At 61.9% G+C, this 17,788-nt stretch carries 19 protein-coding genes; 13 read left to right on the forward strand and 6 right to left on the reverse strand.

All coding sequences use genetic code 11. The features are described 5' to 3' along the window. Positions 1-106: 106 nt before the first annotated feature. Complete coding sequence (pyrE, locus tag CXQ82_RS30380) at positions 107-751, reverse strand: orotate phosphoribosyltransferase (RefSeq protein ID WP_003195489.1); 645 nt, start codon at positions 749-751, stop codon at positions 107-109. An 82-nt stretch (positions 752-833) separates the two neighbouring features. Here pyrE and CXQ82_RS30385 point away from each other — a divergent pair, with 82 nt between their 5' ends. Beyond that, positions 834-1,613, forward strand: a complete 780-nt coding sequence (locus CXQ82_RS30385; protein WP_003195493.1) for an exodeoxyribonuclease III — start codon at positions 834-836, stop codon at positions 1,611-1,613. A 58-nt stretch (positions 1,614-1,671) separates the two neighbouring features. Here CXQ82_RS30385 and CXQ82_RS30390 read toward each other — a convergent pair whose 3' ends face one another. Together CXQ82_RS30390 and rph are read right to left on the reverse strand one after the other, a co-directional pair. Next, the gene (locus CXQ82_RS30390) at positions 1,672-2,040 is read right to left on the reverse strand and encodes a DUF4870 domain-containing protein (RefSeq protein WP_101273589.1); all 369 of its coding nucleotides are present in this window, start codon (positions 2,038-2,040) and stop codon (positions 1,672-1,674) included. Between the two features lie 22 nt (positions 2,041-2,062). Further along, entirely contained in the window at positions 2,063-2,785 is a 723-nt protein-coding gene (rph, locus tag CXQ82_RS30395; protein ID WP_016975928.1) for a ribonuclease PH, read from the reverse strand. A gap of 185 nt (positions 2,786-2,970) precedes the next feature. Between rph and CXQ82_RS30400 the strand changes: the two genes are divergently transcribed. The 6 genes from CXQ82_RS30400 to CXQ82_RS30425 all read left to right on the forward strand — a co-directional run bounded on the left by CXQ82_RS30400 (position 2,971) and on the right by CXQ82_RS30425 (position 8,268). Beyond that, positions 2,971-3,834, forward strand: a complete 864-nt coding sequence (locus tag CXQ82_RS30400; protein WP_101273590.1) for a YicC/YloC family endoribonuclease — start codon at positions 2,971-2,973, stop codon at positions 3,832-3,834. A 10-nt stretch (positions 3,835-3,844) separates the two neighbouring features. Beyond that, positions 3,845-4,465, forward strand: a complete 621-nt coding sequence (gene gmk, locus CXQ82_RS30405) for a guanylate kinase (protein WP_010168203.1) — start codon at positions 3,845-3,847, stop codon at positions 4,463-4,465. A 167-nt stretch (positions 4,466-4,632) separates the two neighbouring features. After that, positions 4,633-4,896, forward strand: a complete 264-nt coding sequence (rpoZ, locus tag CXQ82_RS30410; protein WP_003176920.1) for a DNA-directed RNA polymerase subunit omega — start codon at positions 4,633-4,635, stop codon at positions 4,894-4,896. 60 nt (positions 4,897-4,956) lie between these two features. Then, on the forward strand, positions 4,957-7,062 hold the full coding sequence (gene spoT, locus CXQ82_RS30415) for a bifunctional GTP diphosphokinase/guanosine-3',5'-bis pyrophosphate 3'-pyrophosphohydrolase (protein WP_015886535.1): 2,106 nt from the start codon (positions 4,957-4,959) through the stop codon (positions 7,060-7,062). A gap of 24 nt (positions 7,063-7,086) precedes the next feature. Beyond that, complete coding sequence (locus tag CXQ82_RS30420) at positions 7,087-7,467, forward strand: RidA family protein (protein WP_003176922.1); 381 nt, start codon at positions 7,087-7,089, stop codon at positions 7,465-7,467. A gap of 57 nt (positions 7,468-7,524) precedes the next feature. After that, a complete protein-coding gene (locus CXQ82_RS30425) occupies positions 7,525-8,268 on the forward strand; it encodes a hypothetical protein (protein WP_101273591.1) in 744 nt (247 codons plus the stop codon). Positions 8,269-8,393: 125 nt separating this feature from the next. Here the strand turns inward: CXQ82_RS30425 and CXQ82_RS30430 are convergent, their stop codons facing one another. Then, positions 8,394-9,245: an SDR family oxidoreductase gene (locus tag CXQ82_RS30430; RefSeq protein ID WP_101273592.1), complete on the reverse strand. Its 852-nt coding sequence runs from the start codon at positions 9,243-9,245 to the stop codon at positions 8,394-8,396. A 188-nt stretch (positions 9,246-9,433) separates the two neighbouring features. On the opposite strand from CXQ82_RS30430, the gene exbB reads away from it, so the two are divergent. From exbB to CXQ82_RS30460, 6 genes are all read left to right on the forward strand, one after another. After that, entirely contained in the window at positions 9,434-10,408 is a 975-nt protein-coding gene (gene exbB / locus CXQ82_RS30435; RefSeq protein ID WP_101273593.1) for a tonB-system energizer ExbB, read from the forward strand. Between the two features lie 6 nt (positions 10,409-10,414). Next, the gene (gene exbD / locus CXQ82_RS30440) at positions 10,415-10,840 is read left to right on the forward strand and encodes a TonB system transport protein ExbD (protein WP_101273594.1); all 426 of its coding nucleotides are present in this window, start codon (positions 10,415-10,417) and stop codon (positions 10,838-10,840) included. Further along, positions 10,837-11,583 (forward strand): energy transducer TonB, encoded by a 747-nt coding sequence (locus CXQ82_RS30445; protein WP_101273595.1) that lies wholly within the window; start codon positions 10,837-10,839, stop codon positions 11,581-11,583. Before exbD ends, CXQ82_RS30445 begins: the two co-directional genes overlap by 4 nt. 157 nt (positions 11,584-11,740) lie before the next feature. Further along, positions 11,741-12,661, forward strand: coding sequence for a hydrogen peroxide-inducible genes activator (locus CXQ82_RS30450; RefSeq protein WP_101273596.1), 921 nt, complete (start codon positions 11,741-11,743; stop codon positions 12,659-12,661). Between the two features lie 8 nt (positions 12,662-12,669). Further along, entirely contained in the window at positions 12,670-14,745 is a 2,076-nt protein-coding gene (gene recG / locus CXQ82_RS30455) for an ATP-dependent DNA helicase RecG (RefSeq protein ID WP_101273597.1), read from the forward strand. 77 nt (positions 14,746-14,822) lie between these two features. Beyond that, positions 14,823-16,223 (forward strand): aminoacyl-tRNA deacylase and HDOD domain-containing protein, encoded by a 1,401-nt coding sequence (locus CXQ82_RS30460; RefSeq protein ID WP_101273598.1) that lies wholly within the window; start codon positions 14,823-14,825, stop codon positions 16,221-16,223. A gap of 70 nt (positions 16,224-16,293) precedes the next feature. On the opposite strand, the gene CXQ82_RS30465 is transcribed toward CXQ82_RS30460, so the two are convergent. Next, on the reverse strand, positions 16,294-16,671 hold the full coding sequence (locus CXQ82_RS30465) for a helicase (RefSeq protein ID WP_101273888.1): 378 nt from the start codon (positions 16,669-16,671) through the stop codon (positions 16,294-16,296). A 124-nt stretch (positions 16,672-16,795) separates the two neighbouring features. After that, positions 16,796-17,719, reverse strand: a complete 924-nt coding sequence (tagQ, locus tag CXQ82_RS30470) for a type VI secretion system-associated lipoprotein TagQ (RefSeq protein ID WP_101273599.1) — start codon at positions 17,717-17,719, stop codon at positions 16,796-16,798. Positions 17,720-17,788: the final 69 nt, after the last annotated feature.

Here is a 17,788-nt window from a genome sequence, read left to right on the forward strand (position 1 = left end):
GCTTGCTCGCGAAGGCGGTGGGTCAGCCAGCACACCTATCAACTGACAAACCGCATTCGCGAGCAAGCCCGCTCCCACAAAGGTTTTGCGATGCCTTTAAATGACCTCAGACGCCGAATTGCTCGCGGTACGCACGCACCGCCGGCAGATGCTGCTTGAGCTGCGGATCATCTTCCAGGAACTGCAACACCTGGTTCAACGACACGATGCTCACCACCGGGATGCCGAAATCACGCTCGACTTCCTGGATCGCCGACAATTCGCCGTTACCACGCTCCTGGCGGTTCAGCGCGATCAGCACACCGGCCGCCTTGGCGCCGTCCTGGGAAGCGATGATCTGCATCACTTCACGGATCGCGGTGCCGGCGGTGATCACGTCGTCGATGATCAGCACGTCGCCGGTAAGGGGCGCGCCCACCAGGCTGCCGCCTTCGCCATGGGCCTTGGCTTCCTTGCGGTTGAAGCACCACGGCAGATCCTGCCCGTGATGTTCGGCCAGGGCCACGGCGGTAGCGGCCGCCAAGGGGATACCCTTGTACGCTGGGCCAAACAGCACATCGAAGGAAATACCGCTTTCAACGATGGCTGCCGCGTAGAAACGACCCAGCTGAGCCAGGGCCGAACCCGAGTTGAACAAGCCTGCATTGAAGAAGTACGGGCTGGTGCGCCCGGACTTCAAAGTGAACTCACCGAAGCGCAAAACGCCGCGATCGATGGCAAAACGAATGAAATCGCGTTGATACGCCTGCATGAAAAAAGCCTCAGATACCACGGATTTAGCTAATTAGGTAGACGGCGTGTATCATACACGCACGCGATTTTTGGGGCCATTTATGCGGATCATCAGTGTGAACGTTAATGGTATTCAGGCTGCAGTCGAGCGTGGTTTGCTCAGTTGGCTGCAAGCCCAGAATGCCGACGTCATCTGCCTGCAGGATACCCGCGCCTCCGCCTTTGAACTGGACGACCCAGCCTTCCAACTGGATGGCTACTTCCTTTATGCCTGCGATGCCGAAGTGCCCACCCAAGGTGGCGTGGCTTTGTACTCGCGGTTGCAACCCAAGGCGGTCATCAGCGGCCTCGGCTTCGAGACAGCCGACCGCTACGGGCGCTACCTGCAAGCCGATTTCGATAAGGTCAGCATCGCGACCTTGCTGCTTCCTTCGGGGCAGAACGGCGATGAAGACTTGAACCAGAAGTTCAAGCTAATGGACGATTTCGCCCGTTATCTGGATAAACAGCGGCGCAAACGTCGCGAGTACATCTATTGTGGCTCGCTCTACGTGGCGCAACAGAAGCTGGATATCAAGAACTGGCGCGACAGCCAGCAATCCCCGGGTTTCCTGGCGCCGGAACGCGCCTGGATGGACGAGATTGTCGGCAACATGGGTTATGTGGATGCCCTGCGTGAAGTCAGCCGTGAAGGCGACCAGTACAGCTGGTGGCCAGACAATGAACAGGCTGAGATGCTCAACCTGGGCTGGCGCTTCGACTACCAGCTGCTGACCCCAGGCCTGCGCCGGTTCGTTCGCAGCGCACGCTTGCCGCGTCAGCCGCGCTTCTCGCAGCACGCGCCGCTGATCGTGGACTACGACTGGACACTGACCATCTGAGGTCTTTGCCCAGGCACAAAAAAACCGACATCGCTGTCGGTTTTTTTGTGGCCGCTCATTATTTGATCACACGCCAGGTCAAGGGGTAGCGGTAGGCGATCCCCTTGTTGGCCTTGATGCTGCCGATGATGGTCAGCACCACCGTGGCGATTGCCAGGGCAAACATCAGGAAAAAGCCGATCACTGCAAAGGCCAGCACGATGCAGGCTATCCAGGCGATGGCCACGGTGATCTGAAAATTCAAGGCTTCCTTGCCCTGATCATCAATGAACGGGTCCACTTCTTTCTTCATCTGCCACAGGATCAGCGGCCCGACGACACTGCCGAAGGGAAACACAAACCCCAGGAACGCCGCGAGATGACACAACATCGCCCCCTGCCGCACTTCGTAGGAAGGCGTAGGCACCGGCATTTGGCTGTCATTCATGGCGCGTCTCCTTGAGGCGGGTTCAGTCAGCCAGGGCGGCGTTCTGCAGTTCGAAGATCTCGGTCATGCCTTTCTGGGCCAGGGCCAGCATAGCGTTCAGCTCGGCCGGCTGGAATGGTGCGCCTTCGGCGGTACCCTGTACTTCGATGAAACCGCCGGTGCTGGTCATGACCACGTTCAGGTCAGTCTCGGCAGCCGAATCTTCCAGGTAGTCCAGGTCCAGCACCGGCTCGCCCTGGTACATGCCTACCGACACAGCGGCGATCATCTGCTTGAGCGGGTCGCCGCCTTTGAGGCCGCCACGCTTCTTGATCACTTTGAGCGCATCAACCAGGGCCACCATGGCGCCAGTGATGGACGCAGTGCGGGTGCCGCCATCCGCCTGGATCACGTCGCAGTCGACGTACAGGGTCACGTCGCCCAGCTTGGACATGTCCAGCGCGGCGCGCAGGGAACGGCCGATAAGACGCTGGATTTCCAGGGTGCGCCCGCCTTGCTTGCCACGGCTGGCTTCACGCTGGTTACGCTCGCCGGTGGCGCGCGGCAGCATGCCGTATTCGGCGGTCAACCAACCCTGGCCCTGGCCTTTAAGGAAACGTGGCACGCCATTTTCAACGCTGACGGTGCAGATAACCTTGGTATCGCCAAACTCGACCAGTACGGATCCCTCGGCGTGTTTGGTGTAGTTGCGGGTGATGCGGATCGAGCGGAGCTGATCGGCAGCGCGACCACTTGGACGTTTCATAGGGGATACCTGTACGGAGGACGAAAAACTGCCGAGCATTATAGAGCCGCGCGCCGATTCGGGGCACTTCTAAAAAATTCAGTTACGAATGCGCGGGTTTGGGCGCGCTCGCCCCACTGCGCTACAATCCTGCGCCTTCTTAACCATCAGCCCGTTTTTACGCGGCTGCAACGCGAGGTACCTCCATGGTGCACAGCATGACCGCCTTCGCCCGCGTCGAAAAAGCCGGCGCCCAAGGCACCCTGAGCTGGGAGCTGCGCTCGGTCAACAGCCGCTACCTGGAGCCGCACCTGCGCCTGCCGGAATCCTTCCGCGACCTCGAAGGCGCCGTGCGTGAAGCACTGCGCCAAGGCATCTCGCGCGGCAAGCTGGAATGCACCCTGCGCTTTACCGAGGAAACCACCGGCAAGCCGCTGCAGGTGGACCGCGACCGCGCCGCGCAACTGGTCGCTGCCGCCGAAACCATCGCCAGCCTGATCAAGCAGCCTGCCGCGCTGAACCCGCTGGAAGTGCTGGCCTGGCCCGGCGTGCTGGTGGCCGACGCCACCGACCCGCAGGCCCTGAACGCCGAAGCCCTGGCCCTGTTCACCCAAGGCTTGAAGGAACTCAAGGCCGGCCGCGAGCGTGAAGGTGCCGAGCTGGCCCGCCTGATCAGCGAGCGCCTGACCTCCATCGAAGAAGACGTGGTAACCCTGCGCGAGCTGGTCCCGCAGATGCTCGCCACCCAGCGCCAGAAGGTCCTCGACCGCTTCACCGACATGAAGGCCGACCTCGACCCGGTGCGCCTGGAACAGGAAATGGTGCTGCTGGCACAGAAAAGCGACGTGGCCGAAGAGCTGGACCGCCTGAGCACGCACATCCTTGAAGTGCGCCGCGTGCTCAAGTCCGGTGGTGCCGCTGGTCGGCGCCTGGACTTCCTGATGCAGGAACTCAACCGCGAAGCCAATACACTCGGCTCCAAGGCATTTGACCCGCGCAGCACCACGGCTGCGGTCAACCTCAAAGTGTTGATCGAGCAGATGCGCGAACAAGTACAGAATATTGAGTAAGGCAACCTCCATGACCCACAGCACCGGCACCCTTTACATCATTTCCGCCCCTTCGGGCGCGGGCAAGAGCAGCCTGGTCAAGGCCCTGACCGACGCTGACGAGCAGATCCGCATCTCGGTCTCGCACACCACCCGCGCCATGCGTCCGGGTGAAGTGAACGGCGTGCACTATCACTTCGTCGAGCGCACCGAGTTCGTCAAGATGATCGAACACGGCGACTTCCTGGAGCGCGCCGAAGTATTCGGCAACCTCTACGGCACCTCGCAAAGCCACCTGCAGCAGACCCTGGACGAAGGCCACGACCTGATCCTGGAAATCGACTGGCAGGGCGCCGAGCAAGTGCGTCAACTGATGCCCAAGGCGCGCTCGATCTTTATCCTGCCGCCCTCGCTGGAAGCCTTGCACCAGCGCCTGACCAACCGTGGCCAGGACAGCGACGAGATCATCGAAGGCCGCATGCGTGAAGCCGTCAGCGAAATGAGCCACTACGTCGACTACGACTACCTGATCATCAATGACGATTTTGCCCACGCGCTGGACGATTTGAAGGCGATTTTCCGCACCAATCAGCTCCAGCAAAAGCGCCAACAGCAGCGTTTCGGCAAATTACTGGCTGAACTGCTCGGCTGATTGGCTCTTCCCAAAACCGCTGCAAGGGCTTTACATTGGCACTTGTAGCGGTTTTGCGAGGGCCTGGGAAAAATCAGCGCTTCCCTAAACGCTGGTGATTTTTTAAACTGTTTAGTCCGCTCGCCCAACCGGGCAGCGCGCATCTTGCATTCGCTCCGAGGAATACCATGGCCCGCGTAACCGTTGAAGACTGCCTAGAACACGTGGATAACCGCTTTGAGCTGGTCATGCTCTCTACCAAGCGTGCCCGTCAACTGGCCACTGGCGGCAAAGAGCCCCTGGTCCAGTGGGAAAACGACAAGCCTACCGTTGTAGCCCTGCGTGAAATCGCTGAAGGCCTGATGAGCTACGAGTTCATCGCCAACGCCGAAATCGTTGAGGACGAACCGCTGTTTGCAGCGTTCGAGGACGAGTCCAACGAGGCCGTCTAAGCCTATGCCTGGTCGACGTAGCACGGCGCGGGGTCACAGCCAACGGCAGGAGTCATTCCTTTGCCGAGCATAGACGCCCTCGCCGATCGCTTATCGACCTACCTCGGCCCAGACCAGGTCAACCTGGTCCGCCGAGCGTATTTCTACGCCGAACAAGCCCACGACGGCCAACGCCGCCGCAGTGGCGAGGCGTATGTCACGCATCCTCTTGCGGTGGCAAATATTCTCGCCGACATGCACATGGACCATCAGAGCCTGATGGCTGCGATGCTGCATGACGTGATCGAAGACACCGGCATTGCCAAGGAAGCGCTCAGCGCGCAATTTGGCGAAACCGTGGCCGAACTGGTCGACGGGGTCAGCAAACTGACCCAGATGAACTTCGAGACCAAGGCCGAAGCCCAGGCGGAAAACTTCCAGAAGATGGCCATGGCCATGGCACGCGACATCCGCGTGATCCTGGTCAAGCTCGCCGACCGGCTGCACAACATGCGTACGCTGGAAGTGCTCTCTGGCGAAAAACGCCGGCGCATCGCCAAGGAAACCCTGGAAATCTACGCGCCTATCGCCAACCGGCTGGGCATGCACGCCATTCGTATCGAGTTCGAAGACCTCGGCTTCAAGGCCATGCACCCGATGCGCTCGGCGCGTATCTACCAGGCGGTCAAGCGCGCCCGGGGCAACCGCAAGGAAATCGTCAACAAAATCGAAGAGTCGCTGAGCCATTGCCTGGCGATCGACGAGATTGAAGGCGAAGTCAGCGGCCGGCAGAAGCACATCTACGGCATCTACAAGAAGATGCGTGGCAAGCGCCGGGCCTTCAACGAGATCATGGACGTGTATGCGTTCCGGATCATCGTCGACAAGGTCGATACCTGCTACCGCGTGCTGGGCGCTGTACATAATTTGTACAAACCCCTGCCAGGCCGCTTCAAGGACTACATCGCGATTCCCAAAGCCAACGGCTATCAGTCGCTGCATACCACGCTGTTCGGTATGCACGGGGTGCCGATCGAGATCCAGATCCGCACCCGCGAAATGGAAGAGATGGCCAACAACGGCATCGCCGCCCATTGGCTGTACAAGTCCAGCGGCGACGAGCAGCCCAAAGGCACCCATGCCCGCGCCCGCCAATGGGTCAAGGGCGTGCTGGAAATGCAGCAACGTGCCGGCAACTCCCTGGAATTCATCGAAAGCGTGAAGATCGACCTGTTCCCGGACGAGGTCTACGTGTTCACGCCCAAAGGCCGCATCATGGAGCTGCCCAAAGGCTCCACGGCGGTCGACTTTGCCTACGCGGTACACACCGACGTCGGCAACAGCTGCATCGCCTGCCGGATCAACCGGCGCCTGGCCCCGCTGTCCGAACCGCTGCAAAGTGGCTCCACAGTGGAGATCGTCAGCGCACCGGGCGCACGCCCGAACCCGGCGTGGCTCAATTTCGTGGTCACCGGCAAGGCCCGTACGCACATCCGCCACGCGCTGAAACTGCAACGTCGCTCCGAATCCATCAGCCTCGGCGAGCGCCTGTTGAACAAGGTGCTCAACGGTTTCGACAGCGCCCTGGACAAGATCCCGCAGGAGCGCGTGCAAGCGATGCTCCACGAGTATCGCCAGGAAACCATCGAAGACTTGCTGGAAGATATCGGCCTGGGCAACCGCATGGCCTATGTGGTCGCCCGCCGCCTGCTCGGCGAAGGCGAACAGCTGCCAAGCCCGGAAGGCCCGCTGGCAATTCGCGGCACCGAAGGCCTGGTGCTCAGCTATGCCAAGTGCTGCACACCGATCCCGGGCGACCCGATTGTCGGCCACCTGTCGGCGGGCAAAGGCATGGTGGTGCACCTGGACAACTGCCGCAATATCACCGAAATCCGCCACAACCCGGAAAAATGCATCCAGCTCTCATGGGCCAAGGATGTCACCGGCGAATTCAACGTCGAACTGCGCGTTGAGCTGGAGCACCAGCGCGGCCTGATCGCCCTGCTGGCCAGCAGCGTCAACGCGGCCGACGGCAATATCGAAAAAATCAGCATGGACGAGCGCGATGGCCGCATCAGCGTGGTCCAGCTGGTGGTCAGCGTGCACGACCGCGTGCACCTGGCCCGCGTGATCAAGAAACTGCGCGCCCTGACCGGTGTGATCCGCATCACCCGCATGCGTGCATAGCCGTTCTCTTACAAGGAGTCACTCATGACCAAGACCGTTATCACCAGCGACAAGGCCCCGGCCGCCATCGGCACCTACTCCCAGGCGATCAAGGCGGGCAATACCGTCTACATGTCCGGCCAGATCCCGCTGGACCCAAAAACCATGGAACTGGTTGAAGGCTTCGAAGCACAAACCGTGCAGGTCTTCGAAAACCTCAAGTCGGTCGCCGAAGCTGCCGGTGGTTCGTTCAAGGACATCGTCAAGCTGAACATCTTCCTCACCGACCTGAGCCACTTCGCCAAGGTCAACGAGATCATGGGCAAGTACTTCGAACAGCCTTACCCAGCCCGTGCCGCCATCGGCGTTGCCGCCCTGCCAAAGGGTGCACAGGTTGAGATGGACGCGATTCTGGTCATCGAATAAAACACCCGGCGCAACCTGCCACAGGCTGCGCCGACTTCGTTTCAGAAGGATTTCATGATGCGCAAAGCGCTTGTAGCCTCTTCGTTGCTCGCCCTGTTGCTCGGCGGCTGCGCCAGCAACCCTGCCGATCTGGACGTGAGCGGCACCTGGATCAACCAGGTCGCCATCGATGCGGCAGCGAAGGGCGGCCCTTTGCGTGAAGCGCTGCAGTCCTTTGGTCCGAACCTCGAATGGGAGGTCAACACCAAGGCTTCGCAGGCGCGCTACTACAACGGTTTTGAAGTGGCTGAAGGCAAGTTGCTCGGTGAAAAATCCGGCGCCTGGAGCGTGGATTTCTACGGTAGCTCCGCCACCGAACTGAAGCGCAAAGGCAAGCAACTGCTGCAAGTCGCCAATGACAACGAGCCCGAGCAACTGTTTGCCCGCGCCAAAGACCCCGCCCCTGAAGGCGCACCATTGGGTGCCAACTTCGAGCGGGCGCTGTACGCGGCCTACATGGGCGGCGACTGGAAAATCGCCGACGGCTTCGGCAGCGGCGCCACGGTACAGTTCCAGGCCGACGGCAAGGTCGCCGGCCTGCCTAACGTCGATCGCTATTCCCTGTGCCTGGCGGGCGATTGCGCCTCCATGAGCGGCGGCTACGACAGCATCTGGCTGCAACTGAATGGCCAGGGCAACCCGTGGATCTTTACTCGCAAAGGCAAACAGCTGGAAATCTTCCAGGCGATCAATACCGCGCAGGCAGATGAAGTACCTTCGTTTACGCCCGGCCCTCGCCAATGGCTGCTTGAAAAGCAGTAATCAGCCTCACCCAAATCCAAATGTGGGAGCGGGCTTGCCCGCGAATGCGGAGTGTCAGTCACTGAATGTGTTTCTGATACACCGCTTTCGCGAGCAAGCCCGCTCCCACATTTTTGCACTGCGTTTCAGCCCTTGAGGATCGCTGCGTAGCCTTCGCGGTAAGTCGGGTAGGTCGGCACCCAACCCAATGCCTTGATCCGCGCATTACTGCATTGCTTGCTGCCCGCGCGCCGCACGCTGGCGTCCTCGGACCACTCGGTCACCCCCAGGTACTCGCGCAACCAGCCCACCACTTCGGCCAGTGGCGCGGGCGCATCGTCGACGCCGATGTAGACCTTGTCCAACGCCCCGCCTTGCTCCACATGGCGCAGCAAAAACGCCAGCAAACCCGCCGCATCGTCTGCGTGAATCCGGTTGCCATATAAAGGCGGATCAACGGCCACGCGATAGCCTTGTCGGACCTGGGTCAGGAGCCATTCGCGGCCTGGGCCATAAATGCCGGTCAGGCGCACAACGCTTGCCGGGATACCACTGGTGAGCGCCACTTGCTCGGCTTCCAGCATGACCTGGCCGGAATAACCCTTGGCGATGGTGTCGGAGTTTTCGTCGACCCACTCGCCGTTCTGCTGCCCATAGACGCTGCTGCTGGATACAAACAACAGGTGTTTAGGCGTCTGGCCGTAGTCGTCCAACCACTCCAGCACATGTTTGAGGCCTTGCACGTAAGCCGCGCGATAGCCGGCCTCGTCGTGGTCCGTGGCAGCGGCGCAGTACACCAAGTAGTCCACCCCGCCAATCGGCCAGGTGTCGGGGCAATCCTTTTTGAACAGGTCGCCGGCAATGCCGATCACCCCATCGGGCAAGCGCGAAATATCCCGGCGCAGCCCATGAACCTCCCATTCCGAGGCGAGCAATTGGCTAGCCAGCCGACTACCCACATCGCCACAACCGGCAATCACAACAGACGGCGCAGACATCACAAAACTCCGTACAGAAAGGTCTAGGTTAGCCTTCGCAGATGACAGACGGCCATAAAAATGACAAATAAAGTTACTGTATTACTTCTGTTAACAAGAATTACTTGCAATAATAACCGCCCATTTGTCCTCGGCCCCCTTGGGTCTGGAAGGACGATCACTCATTTTTCCTCTCAGGTCCGGCCAGCATGACACGTAATACAACCCCCGCTTCGCCAACCAAGCTTCACAGCCCATCCCGCGCCTGGCGCGCGATTGCTGCGCTGCTGTTCAGCGTACTGCTGGCACCGACCGCCGCATTCGCTGACGCCAACGCACCGGCTACTGCCCCGGCTACCTCGCAGAGCACAGCAGCTCCAGCCGCTGCACCAGCAGCCACCGACCCGGCTCTGGCAGCAGATCCTGCGGCCTCCGCCGATGAGACCGGCGTGGTGCTGGAAGAAGACAACACCCTGGGCATGGCCCACGACCTGTCGCCATGGGGCATGTACCAGAACGCTGACGTCGTGGTGAAAGCCGTCATGATCGGCCTGGCCATTGCCTCGATCATCACTTGGACCATCTGGATCGCCAAGGGCTTCGAGCTGCTGGGCGCCAAGCGTCGTCTGCGCGCTGAAATCGTCCACCTGAAAAAGGCTACCACCCTCAAGGAAGCCAGCGAAACGGCAACCAAGAAGGGCACCCTGGCCAACACCCTGGTGCACGACGCGCTGGAAGAAATGCGCCTGTCGGCCAACACCCGCGAAAAAGAAGGCATCAAGGAACGTGTGGCTTTCCGCCTGGAGCGCCTGGTTGCGGCCTGCGGTCGTAACATGAGCAGCGGCACCGGCGTACTCGCGACCATCGGTTCCACCGCGCCTTTCGTCGGCCTGTTCGGTACCGTGTGGGGCATCATGAACAGCTTCATCGGCATCGCCAAAACCCAGACCACCAACCTCGCCGTCGTTGCCCCAGGCATCGCCGAAGCCCTGCTGGCAACCGCCCTGGGCCTGGTTGCAGCGATTCCTGCGGTGGTCATCTACAACGTCTTCGCCCGTTCGATTGCCGGCTACAAGGCCCAGGTATCGGACGCGTCGGCAGAAGTCCTGCTGCTGGTCAGCCGCGACCTCGACCACCTGCCTACCGAGCGCAGCTCGCAACCGCACATGGTGAAAGTGGGGTAATCGGCCATGGGCCTGCATTTGAATCAAGGCGACGACGAACTCGTCGAGAACCACGAAATCAACGTTACGCCGTTTATCGACGTGATGCTGGTGCTGCTGATCATCTTCATGGTGGCGGCACCGTTGGCCACCGTGGACATCAAGGTCGACCTGCCCGCCTCCAGCGCCAAGCCGGCGCCGCGGCCGGAGAAACCGGTATTCCTCAGCGTCAAGGCGGACCAACGCCTGTTCCTCGGCGAAGAAGAAGTGAAGACTGAAACCCTGGGCGCGGTGCTGGACGCCAAGACCCAAGGCAAGAAAGACACGACGATCTTCTTCCAGGCTGACAAGGGCGTGGACTACGGTGACCTGATGAGCGTGATGGATGCCCTGCGGGCAGCCGGCTACCTCAAGGTAGGCCTGGTCGGACTCGAGACGGCAGCCAAAAAATGATCACGACGCGCCACAAACTGACGCGTTATGGCACCAGCCTCGCCGTCGTGCTGGGCGTGCATGCCGTCGCGATTGCCATCGCGCTCCATTGGTCGGCGCCGCACACGGTGCAATTGCCACCGGCGGCCATGGTCATCGACCTGGCACCGATGCCTGCACCGCCGCCGCCGGCACCGCCAAAAGTCATAACGCCGCCACAACCGCCGGCGCCGGTGGAAGAGCTGCCCTTGCCGAAACTGGCCGAGGCACCCAAGCCGACGATCCAGGTGCCCAAGCCGGTCAAGCCCAAGCCCAAACCGCAGCCGCCGAAGCCGGTGGAGAAGAAGATCGAGCCGCCCAAGGAGAAACCTTCCGAAGAGCCGCCGAGCGACGCTCCGCCGACCCAAGCACCGGCTGAGAAATCGGCCCAGCCCGTACCCGGCCCGTCGCCACAACAGATCGCTGCCAAGGCGTCCTGGGAAGGCACCCTGCTGGCGCACTTGCAGAAGTACAAGAAGTACCCGCCAGGCGCCCAGGCCCGTGGCAAGGAAGGCCTCAACCGCCTGAAGTTCGTGGTCGATGCCGACGGCAACGTGCTGTCCTACGAGTTGGTGGGCCGCTCCGGCAACGCCGACCTGGACCGCGCCACCCTGGACATGATCCGTCGTGCCCAGCCGTTGCCCAAGCCACCGAGCGAGATGCTCAAAGGCGGCAGCATCGAGATCGTTGCACCGTTCGTGTACAACATCGAAAAGCGTCGCTGAAGACAATGTGGGAGGGGGCAAGCCCCCTCCCACATTTGATTGTGCACAGCTGATCAAATTCGCCTAACTCTCCGCTCAATCCCGATCAAAGTTCTGATAACGTGCGTCTATCGATTGCAGCCGGTATGCTTGGCCCGCAACCTCATGGACGCCCGCTATGACTCTTACAGAATTACGCTACATCGTTACCCTCGCCCAAGAGCAGCACTTCGGCCACGCGGCCGAGCGTTGTCACGTCAGCCAGCCGACGCTGTCGGTGGGTGTGAAAAAGCTTGAAGACGAACTCGGTGTGCTGATTTTCGAGCGCAGCAAAAGCGCCGTGCGCCTCACCCCGGTGGGCGAAGGCATCGTTGCCCAGGCACAAAAAGTCCTGGAGCAGGCCCAAAGCATTCGCGAACTGGCCCAGGCCGGCAAGAACCAGCTGACCGCACCGCTGAAAGTCGGCGCCATCTACACCGTCGGCCCGTACCTGTTCCCGCACCTGATCCCGCAACTGCACCGCGTAGCGCCGCAGATGCCGCTGTATATCGAAGAAAACTTCACCCACGTGCTGCGCGACAAACTGCGCAACGGTGAGCTGGACGCGATCATCATCGCCCTGCCCTTCAACGAAGCGGACGTGCTTACCCTCCAGCTCTACGACGAGCCGTTCTACGTGCTGATGCCGGCCACCCACCCGTGGACACAAAAAGACACCATCGACGCCGGCCTGCTCAACGACAAGAGCCTACTGCTGCTGGGCGAAGGCCACTGCTTCCGCGACCAGGTGCTGGAAGCCTGTCCCACCCTGACCAAGGGCAACGACGGCGCCAAGCACACCACGGTGGAATCCAGCTCCTTGGAAACCATTCGCCACATGGTCGCCTCCGGCCTGGGTATTTCGATCCTGCCGCTGTCGGCGGTGGACAGCCATCACTACGCCCCCGGCGTGATCGAAGTGCGCCCACTGACGCCGCCGGTGCCGTTCCGCACCGTGGCGATTGCCTGGCGCGCCAGCTTTCCGCGGCCTAAGGCGATTGAAATCCTCGCCGACTCGATCCGCCTGTGTTCGGTGGCCAAGCCGCCTGCTGCGAGCTGATTAGACGTATGACTGAGCTGTCGCAGGTGTCGGTCACCGCCCTTAAAGGTGTCGGTGAAGCCATGGCCGAAAAGCTGGCCAAGGTCGGCCTGGAAAACCTCCAGGACGTGCTGTTCCACCTGCCCCTGCGTTATCAGGACCGCACCCGCGTGGTGCCGATTGGCCAGTTGCGTCCTGGGCAGGATGCGGTGGTCGAAGGCACCGTCAGCGGCGCCGACGTGGTGATGGGCAAGCGCCGCAGCCTGGTCGTGCGCCTGCAGGACGGCACCGGCGGCCTGAGCCTGCGCTTCTACCATTTCAGCAATGCACAGAAGGACGGCCTCAAGCGTGGCACCCGCGTGCGCTGCTACGGCGAAGCGCGGCCCGGCGCCTCGGGCCTGGAGATTTACCACCCGGAGTACCGCGCCATCACCGGCGATGAGCCGCCGCCGGTGGACACCACCCTCACACCGATCTACCCGCTCACCGAAGGCCTGACCCAACAGCGCCTGCGCCAGCTGTGCATGCAGACCTTGACCCTGCTCGGCCCCAAGAGCCTGCCTGACTGGCTGCCCCTGGAACTGGCCCGCGACTACCAATTGGCCCCGCTGGACGATGCGATTCGCTACCTGCATCACCCGCCAGCCGATGCCGATGTCGACGAACTGGCCCTGGGTCATCACTGGGCCCAGCATCGCCTCGCCTTCGAAGAACTGCTGACCCACCAACTGTCGCAGCAGCGCCTGCGCGAGAGCATGCGTTCCCTGCGCGCGCCGGCCATGCCCAAGGCCACGCGCCTGCCTGCGCAATACCTGGCCAACCTGGGCTTTGCGCCAACCGGGGCGCAGCAGCGCGTCGGCAATGAAATCGCCTACGACCTGAGCCAAAAGGAACCCATGCTGCGCCTGATCCAGGGCGATGTGGGCGCCGGCAAAACCGTGGTCGCCGCCCTCGCCGCCTTGCAGGCGTTGGAGGCCGGTTACCAGGTGGCACTGATGGCGCCCACCGAGATCCTCGCCGAGCAGCACTTCATCACCTTCAAGCGCTGGCTCGAGCCGCTGGGCCTGGAAGTGGCGTGGCTGGCCGGCAAGCTCAAGGGCAAGAACCGCGCAGCGGCCCTGGAGCAGATCGCCGGCGGCGCACCGATGGTGGTGGGCACCCACGCACTGTTTCAGGACGAAGTGCAGTTCAAGAACCTGGCCCTGGTGATCATCGACGAACAGCACCGCTTCGGCGTGCAACAGCGCCTGGCCCTGCGCCAGAAAGGCGTGGGCGGCCGGATGAACCCGCACCAGTTGATCATGACCGCCACGCCGATCCCGCGCACCCTGGCCATGAGCGCCTATGCCGACCTCGACACCTCGATCCTCGACGAACTGCCACCTGGCCGCACGCCGGTGAACACCGTGCTGGTCACCGACACGCGCCGCGTCGAGGTGATCGAACGTGTGCGCGGTGCCTGCGCCGAAGGCCGCCAGGCCTACTGGGTATGCACGCTGATCGAAGAGTCCGAAGAGCTCACCTGCCAGGCCGCCGAAACCACCTATGAAGACCTCACCAGCGCCTTGGGCGAACTCAAGGTCGGGCTGATCCACGGGCGCATGAAGCCGGTGGAAAAAGCCGCGGTGATGGCCGAATTCAAGGCCGGCAACCTGCAGCTGCTGGTCGCCACCACCGTGATCGAAGTGGGCGTGGATGTACCCAACGCCAGCCTGATGATCATCGAAAACCCCGAGCGCCTGGGCCTGGCGCAATTGCACCAATTACGCGGCCGCGTCGGCCGGGGCAGCGCGGCCAGCCACTGCGTGCTGCTTTACCACCCGCCACTGTCGCAGATCGGTCGCCAGCGTTTGGGCATCATGCGCGAAACCAACGATGGGTTCGTCATCGCCGAAAAAGACCTGGAGCTGCGCGGGCCCGGCGAGATGCTCGGCACGCGCCAGACCGGCCTGCTGCAATTCAAGGTCGCCGACCTGATGCGCGATGCCGACCTGCTGCCCGCTGTGCGCGATGCCGCGCAGGCGCTGCTGGAGCGCTGGCCGGAACATGTCAGCCCGTTGCTGGATCGCTGGCTGCGACATGGGCAGCAATACGGCCAAGTGTGACGCCTGACTCACTTAAGCGACCACCCTCTGTATCAAGCTGGTTATACTTCGTGGACTGTAAGAAATTGGATCAGGCCATGTCAGAAGTTGCCCTCGCCACAGCCCCACTGACCGCCCCGCCGGTCATTCGGGCTCTGCTCGCAAAGCTCGCCATCCCCTACACGGAAGTCGCCGACCAACCGGGCCTGAATCCTGCACGAAAGGTCCAGGCCGTGCTGCTGGAAGATGCCGTGGGCGCACTGATGGTGCTGTTCCCGCAGAACCAGTTGCTCGACCTCAACCGCCTCGCCGAACTGACCGGGCGCCGCCTTATCGCCGTGTCGCCGGAGCGGGTCGAACGCATGCTCGGCAAGCATGACCTGAGCCTGCTGCCGGACCTGCCGCCCCTCACCAGTTCGCCATGCCTGTACGAAGGCAGCCTGCTCGACGAGCCGAGCCTGCTGGTGCATTCGGGCGAAGCCGGGCTGCTGCTGGAAATCACCAGCGACGCCTTCAAGACCCTGCTTACCAAGGCCAGCGCCGGCCACTTCGGCGAGCCGTTGAGCAAAATCCGCCCCAACCTCGACCGCCCCAATGATGACCGCGAGGAAATCACCCAGGCGATGCAGGCGTTCACTGCCCGCCGCATCCAGCAGCGCCTGGAAGCGACCATCGAGATTCCGCCGCTGGCCGACACCGCGCAGAAGATCATCAAGCTGCGCGTCGACCCCAACGCCACCATCGATGACATCACTGGCGTGGTGGAAACCGACCCGGCCCTGGCCGCCCAAGTGGTGAGCTGGGCCGCGTCGCCGTACTACGCGTCGCCCGGCAAGATTCGTTCGGTTGAAGACGCCATCGTGCGCGTGCTGGGCTTTGACCTGGTGATCAACCTCGCGCTGGGCCTGGCCCTGGGCAAAACCTTGAGCCTGCCCAAGGACAACCCGCATCAGGCCACGCCGTACTGGCATCAGTCGATCTACACCGCCGCCGTAATCGAGGGCCTGACCCGCGCAATGCCGCGTGCCCAGCGCCCGGAAGCCGGGCTGACCTACCTGGCCGGCCTGCTGCACAACTTCGGCTACCTGCTGCTGGCGCATGTGTTCCCGCCGCACTTCTCGCTGATCTGCCGTCACCTGGAGGTCAACCCGCACCTGTGCCACAGCTATGTCGAGCAACACTTGCTGGGTATCAGCCGCGAACAGATCGGCGCCTGGCTGATGCGCTACTGGGACATGCCGGACGAGCTGTCCACCGCTCTGCGCTTCCAGCACGATCCGACCTACGACGGCCAATACGCCGAGTACCCGAACCTGGTGTGCCTGGCCGTGCGCTTGTTGCGCAGCCGGGGGATTGGTTCCGGGCCGGATGAGGCGATCCCGGATGCGCTGCTTGAGCGCCTGGGATTGAGCCGGGACAAGGCGGAGGAAGTGGTTGGCAAGGTGTTGGATGCTGAGGTGCTGTTGCGCGAGTTGGCGTCGCAGTTCAGCCAGGGATGAATCTGGCGCCTGTCAGATAACTATCGGGGGCAAGCCCCCGATGAATCCAACTCGGTCTTACTGAAAAACCTCAGCCCTTGTTCTTCTTCGGCTTCAAATACTTGGTCAACCCCTGGAACCAGATTACCAGCGCCGGGTTGCCCTTGATCTGGATCGACTTGTCCTGAATCCCCGTCATGAACGCCAGTTGCTTGTTCTTCGCCTGCATCGTGGCGAAGCCGTAGGCGGCGTCCTTGAACGCGATGGCAAACGCAGGCGCCGGGTGTACGCCCGAACGGCTGGTGATGCGCTGGTCTTTGACGATGAAGTGACGGGCAACCTTGCCGTCGAGGGTCTGCAACTGGAACGCCAGGTCTTTGTCACCCAGCTGTTGCTGGAAGGCGGGATTGGTGCGGCTGGCTTTGCCCATCATCAGGCCCAGCACCCACAGCAGAAGACGAAATTTCATGCACACGGCCTCGGTGTAATTATTGAGTGGCCGCAGCAGTTTAACGATTTGCAAAAAGAACGCTACCGATCTTGCGCATTAGCGGAAGATCGGCTGGCGTTTGACGCTTATAGCAGCATGTTACTTAAACGTTTGGGCAAGGTACCGGCGCCCAGTCAGCCAGGTTCGGATCACGGCAGCTGCCTTCGAGCTGCGCTTTACCGGCACTGGCCACCTGCTTGCTTTCAGCTTGCTTGGCCTGCACGGTCTGGATGCTCTTCTCGGTGGTCACCGCTTCTTTCGGTACGGTTGGCAGCACCGGCTTCTTCGCCGGTTTCACGGCTTTCTTGCCCTTGGCAGGGGCGACGGCCGGAGCGGTGTCGGCAGTGGCCACGGTGACCACGTCGGTACGCTGTACGCCGACTTGCTGCAGGTCTTTTTCGTAGGCCTGGGTGTAGTTGTTCAGGTCTTCGCTGGCTTTGCCGTTGACCGCGACGATCAGGTCATTGGACTCCTTCAGGCCGGCGACGATTTCCGCCAGGCGCTTGCGGCCCTCGGTGTCGTTGACGGTCTTGGCCTTGCGATCATTCACCAGCTTGGTGAACGCGCTCTGGTAGCACTGCTGGGACGCCTTGGCGTAAGCGGTGCTGCGGTCGATATCCGAAGCGCTTTTGTTGAAGTCGGTGGAGTAGGAAGCAATGCGCTGGTTGTCATCGCTGATCTGCTTCTGACGCTCGGTGTAGTAGCCCGCCGCGCCGCCAGCCAAGGCGCCGCCAGCCGCACCGATGGCGGCGTTACGGCCGCGCTTGTCGGAGTCGCCGGTCAGGGCGCCCAGCAGTGCACCGCCGGCAGCGCCGATGGCTGCGCCGGTCACCACCGACTTGGTCATGTCCGAATCGGTGGCACGCAAGTGCTGCACCGGCTCGTAGCAGTTCGGGTAGTACTCGACCTTGGTGCTGGACGCGACCTTGGAGGCCGGCGAGGTGGCGCAACCGGTCAGCACCGTGCTGAAACCAGCGGCAATCAGCAGCAAGTGACGCTTGGAAACCGCCTTACGGGAAAAAAGCATAAGTTGTGTTCTCTTCTAAGTTTGACTTGCCCAGCACGGCAACCGCCGCCTGAGTCCCTTCCAAGCTCG

It is taken from the genome of Pseudomonas sp. S09G 359 (assembly GCF_002843605.1).
GTDB lineage: Bacteria > Pseudomonadota > Gammaproteobacteria > Pseudomonadales > Pseudomonadaceae > Aquipseudomonas.